At 47.1% G+C, this 12,304-nt stretch carries 14 protein-coding genes and 1 pseudogene; 9 read left to right on the forward strand and 6 right to left on the reverse strand.

Features of this window, described 5'->3' with window-relative positions; genetic code table 11:
- The first annotated feature begins 90 nt into the window (after positions 1–90).
- Entirely contained in the window at positions 91–1,311 is a 1,221-nt protein-coding gene (gene mlc, locus D9738_RS16080) for a sugar metabolism global transcriptional regulator Mlc (RefSeq protein ID WP_130260604.1), read from the forward strand.
- A gap of 125 nt (positions 1,312–1,436) precedes the next feature.
- Positions 1,437–2,132: a dethiobiotin synthase gene (bioD, locus tag D9738_RS16085; protein WP_130209293.1), complete on the forward strand. Its 696-nt coding sequence runs from the start codon at positions 1,437–1,439 to the stop codon at positions 2,130–2,132.
- Here the strand turns inward: bioD and clcB are convergent.
- From clcB to D9738_RS16105, 4 genes and pseudogenes are all read right to left on the reverse strand, one after another.
- Positions 2,085–3,377, reverse strand: a complete 1,293-nt coding sequence (gene clcB, locus D9738_RS16090; RefSeq protein WP_130260605.1) for a voltage-gated ClC-type chloride channel ClcB — start codon at positions 3,375–3,377, stop codon at positions 2,085–2,087. The genes bioD and clcB overlap by 48 nt on opposite strands.
- Before the next feature lie 159 nt (positions 3,378–3,536).
- The gene (gene dmsD, locus D9738_RS16095) at positions 3,537–4,151 is read right to left on the reverse strand and encodes a Tat proofreading chaperone DmsD (RefSeq protein ID WP_130260606.1); all 615 of its coding nucleotides are present in this window, start codon (positions 4,149–4,151) and stop codon (positions 3,537–3,539) included.
- A 42-nt stretch (positions 4,152–4,193) separates the two neighbouring features.
- Positions 4,194–4,280, reverse strand: a pseudogene (locus D9738_RS25175) (hypothetical protein); the annotation flags it as partial.
- 52 nt (positions 4,281–4,332) lie between these two features.
- The gene (locus tag D9738_RS16105; protein ID WP_130219129.1) at positions 4,333–4,638 is read right to left on the reverse strand and encodes a DUF1161 domain-containing protein; all 306 of its coding nucleotides are present in this window, start codon (positions 4,636–4,638) and stop codon (positions 4,333–4,335) included.
- A 106-nt stretch (positions 4,639–4,744) separates the two neighbouring features.
- Here D9738_RS16105 and D9738_RS16110 point away from each other — a divergent pair, with 106 nt between their 5' ends.
- Positions 4,745–5,455: a YnfC family lipoprotein gene (locus D9738_RS16110; protein WP_130260607.1), complete on the forward strand. Its 711-nt coding sequence runs from the start codon at positions 4,745–4,747 to the stop codon at positions 5,453–5,455.
- 2 nt (positions 5,456–5,457) lie between these two features.
- Here the strand turns inward: D9738_RS16110 and speG are convergent, their stop codons facing one another.
- Together speG and D9738_RS16120 are read right to left on the reverse strand one after the other, a co-directional pair.
- On the reverse strand, positions 5,458–6,018 hold the full coding sequence (gene speG / locus D9738_RS16115; RefSeq protein ID WP_064529978.1) for a spermidine N1-acetyltransferase: 561 nt from the start codon (positions 6,016–6,018) through the stop codon (positions 5,458–5,460).
- A 34-nt stretch (positions 6,019–6,052) separates the two neighbouring features.
- Complete coding sequence (locus D9738_RS16120; protein WP_130209285.1) at positions 6,053–6,394, reverse strand: DUF1283 family protein; 342 nt, start codon at positions 6,392–6,394, stop codon at positions 6,053–6,055.
- 134 nt (positions 6,395–6,528) lie between these two features.
- Between D9738_RS16120 and D9738_RS16125 the strand changes: the two genes are divergently transcribed.
- From D9738_RS16125 to D9738_RS16150, 6 genes are all read left to right on the forward strand, one after another.
- Complete coding sequence (locus tag D9738_RS16125) at positions 6,529–6,855, forward strand: YnfA family protein (RefSeq protein ID WP_130209283.1); 327 nt, start codon at positions 6,529–6,531, stop codon at positions 6,853–6,855.
- Between the two features lie 219 nt (positions 6,856–7,074).
- Complete coding sequence (gene rspA, locus D9738_RS16130; RefSeq protein ID WP_130260608.1) at positions 7,075–8,289, forward strand: starvation-sensing protein RspA; 1,215 nt, start codon at positions 7,075–7,077, stop codon at positions 8,287–8,289.
- Between the two features lie 11 nt (positions 8,290–8,300).
- The gene (locus tag D9738_RS16135; RefSeq protein WP_130260609.1) at positions 8,301–9,320 is read left to right on the forward strand and encodes a Zn-dependent oxidoreductase; all 1,020 of its coding nucleotides are present in this window, start codon (positions 8,301–8,303) and stop codon (positions 9,318–9,320) included.
- 44 nt (positions 9,321–9,364) lie between these two features.
- A complete protein-coding gene (locus tag D9738_RS16140) occupies positions 9,365–10,339 on the forward strand; it encodes a TRAP transporter substrate-binding protein (protein ID WP_130209277.1) in 975 nt (324 codons plus the stop codon).
- 49 nt (positions 10,340–10,388) lie between these two features.
- Complete coding sequence (locus D9738_RS16145) at positions 10,389–10,865, forward strand: TRAP transporter small permease (RefSeq protein WP_130209275.1); 477 nt, start codon at positions 10,389–10,391, stop codon at positions 10,863–10,865.
- 24 nt (positions 10,866–10,889) lie between these two features.
- Positions 10,890–12,173: a TRAP transporter large permease gene (locus D9738_RS16150; RefSeq protein ID WP_130260610.1), complete on the forward strand. Its 1,284-nt coding sequence runs from the start codon at positions 10,890–10,892 to the stop codon at positions 12,171–12,173.
- Positions 12,174–12,304 lie beyond the last annotated feature (131 nt).

The following is a 12,304-nucleotide window of genomic DNA, read 5'->3' on the forward strand; positions in this document are numbered from 1 at the left end:
ATGGCTAAGTAAAAATTTGACGGCACGCATTGAAGTGTTTCACCATAGCCTACAGATTATTTCGGAGCGCGAAAATATAGGGAGTATAAGGTGGTTGCAGAAAACCAGCCTGGACATATTGATCAAATAAAGCAGACCAACGCGGGTGCTGTTTATCGCCTGATTGATCAGCTTGGTCCCATTTCGCGTATCGACCTTTCCCGCATGGCGCAACTGGCTCCCGCCAGTATCACCAAAATTGTCCGCGAAATGCTAGAAGCGCATCTGGTGCAAGAGTTAGAAATTAAAGAAGGGGGAAACCGTGGCCGCCCTGCGGTGGGGTTGGTGGTGGAAACAGAAGCCTGGCATTATCTTTCTCTGCGCATCAGTCGTGGTTTAATTTTTCTTGCCCTGCGTGATTTAAGCAGCAAGCTGGTGGTGGAAGAGACACAGGAACTGGCGCTTCAGGATGAATTGCCTTTGCTGGAACGTATCATTGCGCATATTGATCAGTTTTTTATCCGTCATCAGAAAAAACTCGAACGCCTGACATCCATCGCCATTACTTTGCCGGGAATTATTGATACGGAAAATGGTATTGTGCACCGGATGCCGTTTTACGAGGATGTGAAAGAGATGCCGCTCGGCGAAGCGCTGGAGCAGCACACAGGTGTACCGGTTTACATTCAGCATGATATTAGTGCATGGACGATGGCCGAGGCATTATTTGGAGCCTCTCGCGGGGCGCGCGATGTGATTCAGGTGGTAATTGATCACAATGTTGGCGCGGGCGTGATTACCGACGGTCACTTGTTACATGCCGGAAGCAGTAGCCTGGTAGAAATTGGTCATACCCAGGTGGATCCGTATGGTAAACGCTGTTATTGCGGTAACCACGGTTGTCTGGAAACCATCGCCAGTGTGGACAGCATCCTCGAACTGGCGCAATTACGTCTTAATCAGTCAATGAGTTCGATGTTGCACGGGCAGCCTTTGAGCATGGATTCATTATGCCATGCGGCGTTGCAGGGTGACTTGCTGGCAAAGGATATTATCACTGGCGTAGGCGCGCATGTTGGGCGTATTCTGGCCATCATGGTGAATTTATTTAACCCACAAAAAATACTGATTGGCTCGCCGTTAAGCAAAGCGGCAAATATTCTGTTCCCTGTGATTTCTGACAGCATCCGCCAGCAGGCGCTTCCTGCATACAGCCAGCATATTAGCGTTGAGAGCACTCAGTTCACCAATCAGGGGACAATGGCAGGGGCCGCGCTGGTAAAAGATGCGCTATATAATGGATCTTTGCTGATTCGTCTGTTGCAGGGTTAACATTTTTTAACTGTTCTACCAAAATTTGCGCTATCTCAAATTGAGTGCAGAAAGCATAACTTAGACTTTCCACGTTGAATTATTTTCCTGGCTTATATTAGTGAAGCATAACGGTGGAGTTAGTGATGCTGAAGCGTTTCTTTATAACAGGTACAGACACTTCTGTAGGGAAAACGGTGGTTTCCCGCGCATTGCTACAAGCGTTAGCCTCCCAGGGAAAAACAGTTGCGGGATACAAACCCGTAGCGAAGGGGAGCAAAGAGACACCTGAGGGGCTGCGTAACAAAGATGCCCTGGTGTTGCAGAGTGTTTCATCAATTGAACTGCCTTATGAAGCAGTCAATCCCATTGCGTTAAGCGAAGAAGAAAGTAGCGTGGCGCACAGTTGTCCAATCAATTACACGCTCATTTCAAATGGTCTGGCTAACCTGACTGACAAAGTTGATCATGTTGTCGTTGAGGGGACTGGCGGATGGCGTAGCCTGATGAATGATCTGCGTCCGCTCTCTGAATGGGTGGTCCAGGAGCAGCTACCAGTGTTGATGGTGGTGGGTATTCAGGAAGGCTGTATTAACCATGCGCTTCTGACCGCACAAGCGATTGCGAACGACGGTCTGCCTCTCATTGGCTGGGTGGCTAATCGTATTAACCCTGGGTTAGCGCATTATGCTGAAATCATTGATGTGCTGGGTAAAAAACTTCCGGCACCGCTCATTGGTGAACTGCCTTATCTGCCCCGAGCTGAACAGCGAGAACTGGGCCAATACATCCGCTTAGCCATGCTGCGTAGTGTGCTGTCGGTAGATAGAGTCAGGGTGTAAGGTCCGCGACATTACCGACGCGATCACGCAGGCAATCAATAAACCGGGGAGTAGCTGATACTCCCCGGTCATTTCACATATCATCAATGTCGACATAATTGGCGCATGCGTGGTCGCAGCCAGCAGTGTTGCCATCCCTGTTAGTCCGAGTAGAAGCGTCATTTCTTCGTCGCCTGGAAGCCATAACCCCAGGCTACGGCCATACAGCATGCCAATTGCAAGTCCGATAAATAGCGTTGGCGTAAACACGCCGCCAGGCGCGCCGGAACCGCTACTGGCCAGCACGGCAAAAAGTTTGCAGATGAAGATCGCAGCAATGACCGTAAACAGTGGTGGGGTGGTTAAAAAGGATTGCACCGTACTATAACCATTGCCCCATACGGCAGGCGTGAGCAGGGAAAGCAGGCCGACGATCACCCCCCCTAACGCCAACTGCCAGGGCGGCGTCAGTTTTAGGTGAACAAAACCTTGATGACTGGCGCTCATCATTTTCAACAGTAATGGTCCGCAAAGACCAGCCAGTACGCCGGTACTGATAATTAGCGCATAGTCCCGCACATGCAGCGTCACCTCGAGCTGAACGCTGTAGAGCAATGCATCGCTGTGATTAATAAGATTGCTGACAAGCAATGCCACCACGGCTGAAATCACCACAGGGCCAAGAGAGGCAAGCATCATGGTGCCAAACAGCACTTCGGCAATAAATAAACTCCCGGCAAGCGGTGCGCGATAGGCTGCAGCCATGCCTGCCGCAGCACCGCAGGCAATCCATAATTTCCACTCTTCACGCGGCGTAAAACGTTGGGCAAACCAGCATGCAGCAAGAGCCGCCAGCAGAATCATCGCCCCTTCACGGCCAATTGCGCTACCGCTTGTCACCACCAGCAGAGAGGCAAGTGATTTTACCAGGCTTGCTGCGTAATCGAACTGCCCCTCACTCTGCAACGCTTCCATATAATCGGTCGGCGCATGGGGTCGTTGCTGCGTAACTCTCTGCCAGCCCATGAGCAATAAACCTGCCGCCAGACCACCGAGCGCAGGAGTTAACAAGCGTCGCCACGGAGAAAGGTTTGTCGCAGCATTGACCAGACTCCCGGAATCATTGCTCAGGAACAACCACTCCAGCAACAGCATGGCATGACGGAATCCGGCAACGGCAAACGCCGCGAGAATACCGATTATCGTTGCGATAAGCAGACGACGAAACATGGTGCGCAGATCCGGGTAAAGGTGTAGATGATGCATGAGTAGAAATAGCAATTTAAACACGGGCATCTATTTTGAGGGAAAAGACGTCAGGCGCAAAAGCTGTGCGTGCTTTAAGTAGGGAAATGGTGTGACACTGTAACTTATTAAATATGGGATGGCGCGATATTGCCGCCATCCGGTAATGCTACGGGAACCTTAACGAAAAAGTGGCTTAACTGCGACGGGAATCAGCAATTGTGACTGCCACTCAGCCAGCGTTAAGCGAGCCAGTTCACCAAGCGAGCGGTAAAAAGGGTGTTCTGCTTTTTCGATAAACACCTCGAGAAAGCGCGTCGACCACGGTAAAAGATGCCACGCCAGCAACTCTTCGCACTCAGTCTGACGACCGCTCTCCGCCAGCCAGGCCGCCATCAGTAGCAAGGAGCCAAAATGATCTTCAGGTTCGTTTTGCTTCATCTCAAACTGAATGCCTTTTTCGCGCATCCATTGGCGAAGTGCCAACGTTGAATCGCCAAACAGTACCGATTCACGGTCCAACCAGACCGATCCCCACGGCGGGGACGGCAACGCCCACGGGCCAACGAATAAACGCTGCCAGGCCTGTGTACGCGACTCTTCACTCTGTTGCTGAAAAGCCGTTACCAGCGGCACTAAAGAAGTTTGCGGCAGAGGCCACTGAGTTTCCCAGCCATCGCTGGTCATTGCAGAAACCAGAGGCGCGGCTTCCTCGCTTTCTGGGGCGTAATAAAACAGCGCCCCCAGCACACGCGCCGCGACAGAAAAATTATCTTGTTGTGAAAAATGCGTCATTCTTATCATCCTGAAACGTGCGGCTTGCCCCGCACCAAGTTGTTAACCTGCGACGGCCATTCCTACCGTCATATGCAGGCCATAAAATCGCGCTCGCCCGATCATCTCACCGCCCGGTATGAGACACAAGCACGTTGCAGTATGTAGACCTGATAAGACGCGCCAGCGTCCATCATACTTTTTACTGCGGTTCGGCAGGCGCGCCATCTTGAGTCGGTTGTGCAGGGGCAGAATTGTTACCGCTGGTGGTGCGGTCATAGAGAATTTTATGAGTATCATTGGCACAATGGCCAACCACCCTGGTGTCAGGTTGATCGATCTGATCATTTGGCACAATACTTAAAGTAAAGCTACTTTCTGGCACACCGTTGTTGATAATACGCTGTGAAATATCGCTCTTTATCCGTTCACAAGAATCTGGCGCGGCCAGCACGGCGGGTGAGGCAATTGTGAGCAGTAGCGCGGCGCAATAAGTTGAGATTTTCATCATTGGCTCCTTAAATGAATATTACTCACTAAGCATAGCATTTCACGTGTAAAGCACTGTATTTACTACTATGATTGATAATAATCTCTACTGTCTGGTGACTAAAGTGAATTTCAAATTACTGCCATGTTTGCTCGCGATAATGCTTACAGGATGCGATCGCGCAGAAGTGACGTTTTCTTTTACGCCAGAGATGGCCAGCTTCTCTAATGAATTTGATTTCGATCCGCTGCGTGGTCCGGTTAAAGATTTCACCCAGACATTGATGAATGAACAAGGGGAAGTGACGAAACGTGTTTCAGGCAGCTTATCGGAAGAAGGTTGCTTCGATTCGCTTGAATTATTGGATCTGGAAAATAATACCGTGGTTGCCTTAGTGCTGGATGCGAATTATTACCGTGATGCGCAGACACTGGAGAAAAAAGTACGTTTACAGGGTAAATGCCAGTTAGCAGAATTACCTTCCGCCGGAGTGAGTTGGGAAACCGATGATAATGGCGTTGTAGTTAAAGCCAGCAGTAAACAGATGAAAGTGGATTATAGGTATGATGAACAGGGCTATCCGTTGGGTAAAACCACGGTAAGCAACGATAAAACGTTATCAGTCACGGCAACACCATCAACTGATCCGATCAAAAAACTCGATTACACGGCGGTTACTTTACTGAATAATCAACAAGTTGGTAATGTGAAGCAAAGCTGTGAATATGACAGTCACGCCAATCCGGTGGACTGCCAATTGATCATTGTTGATGAAGCGGAAAAACCCGCCGTCGAACGGGTTTACACTATCAAAAATACCATTGATTATTATTAACGCTATTGCGCGGTCGGCTTCAGCATCGCCTGACCCGGCGTTTTATGTTCCGCCAGATACTGATGCTGGAATATACACATGCGAATGGCATTGCGATATTGACCATTAATAAAGAATTCATGCATCAGTTCACCTTCGACCGTAAAACCGAGCTTACGGTAAATGTGAATCGCTTTTTCATTCTCTTTATCGACAATCAGATACAGTTTATAGAGATTAAGAACAGTGAAGCCATAATCCATTGCTAATTTTGCTGCGCGTGTTGCCAGACCTTTGCCCTGGTATTCCGGGGAGATGATTATCTGAAATTCTGCGCGGCGGTGGACATGGTTAATTTCAACCAGTTCCACCAGACCCGCTTTTTCACCATCGCACTCCACCACGAAACGGCGCTCACTCTGATCGTGAATATGTTTATCGTACAGATCAGAGAGTTCAACAAAGGCTTCGTAGGGTTCCTCAAACCAGTAACGCATCACGCTGGCGTTATTGTCGAGTTGATGCACATAGCGTAAATCTTCACGCTCCAGCGGACGTAGCTTAACACTGTGGGCGCTTGTCATAACGTGTCCTTACATTCCTTATATCAATAACAGGTTAGGGGGTAATTACGCGGCCAGTACGACGGTCCAGGCAACGTAAAGTATTCGGTTCCCAGTAGGCATTAATGTTGGCACTTTGTTCGCATTTATCGCGGCTATCGAAAGCGGAGTCAACTTTATCCCATTCTTTCTCGGCGCGTTTATTGACTTTTTGACGCAAATTGCGAGTTTCATTCCATTGTTCTTTTTCCATTGTCGCCTGTTGGCGACTCTGTGCGCTGTCGCCAGACTCAATCACCAGTTTATTGGTTTCTGCATGAGTAGTTGCGCTAAATGCCAGTGCGCAAGGTAGCAGAAAAGCGAGCAGTCCGAGCCGTTTGCTGGAAGTAATATTCATGATTCATTCCTTACATGAATGTTTAAAGGGGATTTTACACGATCCACTGCGAACGCAAAACGTACCAGAAGGATGTATAGGGTAATGATATTATGTCGAGCCATAAATATACATGATGTCAATGAGTGACAAAGATGATTAAAACAACGTTACTGTTTTTTGCTACCGCCTTGTGTGAAATTGTCGGATGCTTCCTGCCCTGGCTATGGCTTAAACGGAACGCCAGCGTATGGCTGCTGGTTCCGGCGGGGATTTCTCTGGCGCTTTTCGTCTGGCTGTTAACATTGCATCCGGCGGCCAGTGGGCGAGTGTATGCAGCTTATGGTGGCGTTTATGTTTGCACGGCGCTGCTGTGGCTGCGGGTTGTGGATGGCGTAAAACTCAGTCTCTACGACTGGACTGGAGCATTGGTCGCGCTATGCGGGATGTTGATTATTGTTGCTGGCTGGGGACGAGTTTGATTTTGCCTGGAATGATAAATCTCTTTTATTATTAATAAGATATGCCATACGTGGCGTCCAAAATAACAGCAAAATCTGGCTGTCTTTAGATCTATTCACGGCGCAAATACGCGCCTTTTTTTGTGATCATTCTGGCTTTTTTGTGTCTTCATACTTGTATGGCAGTGGTTCAACTGCGTAGATTTCATGCATCACGAAGATCGATGCAAGGAATAAAACATGAAGATCGTAGGGGCTGAAGTTTTTGTCACCTGTCCAGGACGTAATTTTGTCACCTTAAAAATCACCACCGAGGATGGTATTACCGGTCTTGGCGATGCCACGCTTAACGGACGCGAGCTTTCGGTAGCATCTTATCTGCAAGATCATCTTTGCCCACAACTCATTGGTCGCGATGCACACCGTATCGAAGATATCTGGCAGTTTTTCTATAAAGGGGCGTACTGGCGTCGCGGTCCAGTCACCATGTCGGCCATTTCAGCTGTTGATATGGCGCTGTGGGACATTAAAGCCAAAGCCGCCAACATGCCGCTTTATCAGCTACTGGGTGGCGCGTCTCGCGAAGGGGTTATGGTTTATTGTCACACGACCGGTCACTCCATTGATGAGGCACTGGATGATTATGCTCGTCATCAGGAACTGGGATTCAAAGCCATCCGCGTACAGTGCGGCATTCCAGGCATGAAGACCACCTATGGCATGTCCAAAGGCAAAGGGCTGGCTTATGAACCTGCGACAAAAGGGCAGTGGCCGGAGGAGCAGTGGTGGTCGACGGAAAAATATCTCGACTTCATGCCAAAACTGTTCGACTCGGTACGTAACAAGTTTGGTTTTGATGAACATCTGCTGCATGACATGCACCATCGCTTAACGCCTATTGAAGCGGCACGCTTTGGTAAAAGCATTGAAGATTATCGCATGTTCTGGATGGAAGACCCGACGCCTGCGGAAAACCAGGAGTGTTTCCGCCTCATTCGCCAACACACCGTCACGCCAATTGCGGTGGGTGAAGTCTTCAATAGCATTTGGGACTGCAAACAACTGATAGAAGAACAACTCATTGACTATATCCGCGCCACGCTGACTCATGCGGGCGGCATCACCGGTATGCGTCGGATCGCTGATTTCGCATCCCTGTATCAGGTACGCACTGGCTCACACGGTCCTTCTGATTTGTCACCTGTCTGCATGGCAGCGGCGCTGCACTTTGATCTGTGGGTACCAAATTTCGGCGTTCAGGAATATATGGGCTATTCCGAACAAATGCTCGAAGTCTTCCCGCATAACTGGACGTTTGATAACGGCTATATGCATCCGGGCGATAAACCGGGTCTTGGCATCGAGTTTGATGAAAAGCTGGCAGCGAAATATCCCTATGAACCTGCATATCTGCCAGTCGCACGCCTGGAAGATGGCACACTCTGGAACTGGTAAGGACGGAATATATGGTTAGTGTTGTGGTTGAAAAACCTGGACAAATGCATCTGATTGATAGCGTTTCTTCTGCGCCAAAAGCTGATGAAGTTTGTGTCAAAGTTGAGTATGCAGGGATATGTGGTTCCGACCTGCATATTTATCATGGCGCAAATCCTTTTGCGGTTTACCCTCGTATCGTAGGACATGAATTTGTCGGAACGATAACCAGCGTAGGGGACAATATCTCTCCGCAACGCATTGGTGAACGCGTCGTGGTTGATCCAGTCATTAGCTGCGGTCATTGTTATCCATGTTCAATTGGGCGCCCGAATGTGTGCGAAAGCTTAAACGTATTAGGCGTTCATCGCGATGGTGGCTTTACCGATTACACCTGTGTTCCAGCAACTAACATCTGGCGAGTGCCGGAATCTATACCAGCAAACCTTGCAGCGGCAATTGAACCGTATGCGGTAGCTGCCAATGTAACCAATCGTACGGGGGTTTTCCCAACGGATGTTGCACTGGTATATGGAGCAGGTCCGGCAGGTTTAACAATTATTGATGTTTTGTGTAACGTCTGGCAGATTCCAGTAATTGTGGTGGATCAACGCGAAGATCGCCTGCTTATGGCAGGACGTTGTGGTGCGACTCATACTTTTAATAACCGGAATGGTTCATTACGGGAATTTCTGCACAATAATAAACTAACACCTACGTTAATTTATGATGCGGTTTGCCATCCATCTATCCTGGAAGAAGCCGTGACGTTAATCTCTCCTGCCGGGCGAATTGGACTTTTAGGTTTTTCTGCGACACCGTCCGCAATAGCGCAACAAGAATTAACTCGTCGTGAGTTAACCCTCTATTCATCGCGTTTAAATTGTCGTATGTTCCCTACAGTTATTGAGTGGATGGTGATGGGATTAATTCATCCGGAGAATATTATAAGTCATGTTTTTGATATTCAACATGTACATGAAGCATTTAAACTCATCGAGTCTCAACAAGAAGGGCTGTGCAAAGTATTATTGAAATTCCCTGAGTCCTGAATGTCTTATATAAAAGTAACTGTACCTACAAAGGAACATTAATCATGGAAAAGAAAAAGCTATCTCTGGCACTTTGTACTCTGTTTGGTGGATTATTAAGTTTTTCAGCTATCGCCGCAGATGTTACCCTAAAATTAGGGCATCCTGTAAATGAAGAACATAGTTGGCATAAAGCCTCACTGAAGTTTGCTGAGTTGGTAAAGCAAAAAACAAATAATGCGGTAGAAGTTAAAATCTATCCTAATGAATCATTAGGTAAAGAAATGGATATTATTAACGCAATTCAGCTAGGAAGCGTTGATATGACCATTACAGGTGAGTCATTACAAAACTGGGCACCTTCTGCGGCATTGCTGGCAGTGCCTTATATGATTACTTCTTCAGAACAAATGGCAAAAATTGTTAATGGTGAAGTTGGCGCACAAATATCCAAAGATATTGAAGAGCGTGTGAAACTGAAAACCATCGCCTGGTTTGAACGCGGCCCCCGTAACCTGACGTCTAACCGTCCGATTACCAATCCGGAAGAACTTAAAGGGTTAACTCTACGTTTACCGAACGTACCAATGTTCATCAACGTTTGGAAAGATTTGGGCGCTCAACCGACACCAATGGCATTTTCTGAAGTCTTTACTGGTTTGCAGCAGGGAGTGATTGAAGGGCAGGAAAATCCACTTTCTATGATTATGAGTGGTAGTTTCTTTGAAGTACAGAAGTATCTTAACAGGACAGAACATGTTCGTAGCTGGATCTATCTGGTTATGGGGACGAAGAAGTTTAATAAGCTGAAGCCAGAATACCAGCAGGCTATTATTGATGCAGGCAAAGAGGCACAGGCCTATGAACACGAACTATATTTACAGGATGAAGCTAAATTAGTTGAAGCTCTGCAAGCGAAAGGGATGACGCTGGTTGATGTACATCAGAACGAGTTTGCTCGGATAGCAAATGAATCAGTTGAAAAATCAATTAATCCACAAATCAAACCTCTTTACGAAAAAGCTCGAGCAACAAAATAATATTAAACGGGGGAGATATTCCCCCTTTTTGAGCTACTGAGGGGAAAATATGTTTAATAAGTTATATGGATATATAGAAAAAATTTATTTAACTATTGGTACGGTTTTATTAGTTGCGCTCATTGGTGTAGTATTGCTCCAGGTTATATCTCGGCCATTACCAATAAGTTCGCCAGCATGGACAGAGGAGGTCGCTCGCTTTCTACTGGTTTACGTTGTCGCATTTGGTTGTGCACTGGCAACGGGTAAACGTGAATTGGTGAACGTTGATTTGGTAGTAAGTCTGCTGCCATCTGGTTTGAAAAAATATCTGGTGCTACTTATTGATTTGGTTATTCTTACCTGCTCAATTACTCTAATGATCAATTCCGTAGAATATGTAGAAAGCACAATGTGGCGTATGGCTACTACACTGCCTATTTCACAGGCATGGGTGACATCCTCGGTGATTATCATTACCGGAAACATATCGCTTTTTACTTTGTTTAATTTGATTCGGGATTTTACGCCGCAAGGGCGGAAATAGAATTATCTAATGTGAGAACAGCGCATGAATCCGACTATTGGTCTGTTTGTGATATTCTTTGTTTCACTTATGCTGGGAGTTCCGGTTATTTTCTCCCTTGCGTTATCGTCAATCTTCTATCTACTGGTTACTGATATGGGACTCGCCATTATGGCGAATCAGTTCTTTAGTGGTATGGACTCTTTTGTACTGCTTTGTATCCCCGGTTTTTTGCTGGCGGGAGGATTAATGAACGGCGGCGGCATTACTGACCGAATTGTATCTTTCAGTAACGCATGGCTGGGTCACATTCGTGGCGGTTTAGCAATGGCCAACGTTAGCGGTTCAATGATCTTTGCAGGTATTTCCGGCACGGCAGTTTCCGAAGCCGCCAGCATTGGATCAGTAATGATCCCCGCAATGAAACGCAGTGGTTACGATGCACCATTTTCTGGGGCAATAACTGCAGTGGCATCGACAGTCGGTCCAATTATTCCGCCCAGTGTACCAATGATCATTGTTGGTACGTTAACCGGTTTGTCAGTGGGTAAACTTTTTATCGCTGGGGCAGTTCCTGGTTTAATGATGGGCTTAACCATGGCCAGTATCGCATGGTACCTGGCGCATAAACGGGGTTATCCAAAAGGTGAGCGGGCTACATTTCGTCAACGGTTACATGCTACGCGTGGGGCGATCTGGGCAATTCTAATGCCGGTCATGATTATCGGCGGTTTGGTTACTGGTCTGTTTACTCCGACTGAAGCATCTGTATTTGCTGTTGTGTTTTCGTTGATCGTGGGCTTTTTTGTCTATGGTGACTTGACTGTGAGCAAATTCATGGGATGTATGATGGAAAGCATCAGCGGTACGGCTGGCATTTTGATGCTGGTTGGTTTCGCCAATGTTTTTGCCTGGATCCTGACATCTGAAGGGATCCCGCAGCAAATTGCTGATGGCATGTTATCTATTACAAGCAACAAATATTTGTTAATTCTAATGATTAACCTGCTGCTGTTGTTGGTTGGAATGTTCATGGAAACCATCGCAGCACTATTGATTCTCTTTACCCCATTACTATCAGTTGCGACAGCTATCGGTATGGATCCAATCCATTTTGCAGTAATGATGGTAATGAACCTTGTAATCGGCCTGACGACACCACCTGTTGGCGTGTGCCTCTTCGTTTCGCAGGGAATTGCCCGTGTTTCTTTAGGAGAGATCAGTAAAGCGGTAATTCCGTTTATTACAGGAAATATCATTTTGCTATTTATGGTTTCTTATATTCCGGGACTTTCGCTGTGGCTACCGGCATTGCTAGGTATGAAATAATCCATTTTTATTCGTTACCCGGTTATATTTTCCGATAGTGTGGCCGGGCTTTCGCTAATGATAAGAGAAAAAATATACCACTGGGATATTTGCAACAGATACATCGTAGTTTAATTGACAGAAACAGGTCT

This window comes from Escherichia sp. E10V5 (genome assembly GCF_004212315.1).
GTDB lineage: Bacteria > Pseudomonadota > Gammaproteobacteria > Enterobacterales > Enterobacteriaceae > Escherichia.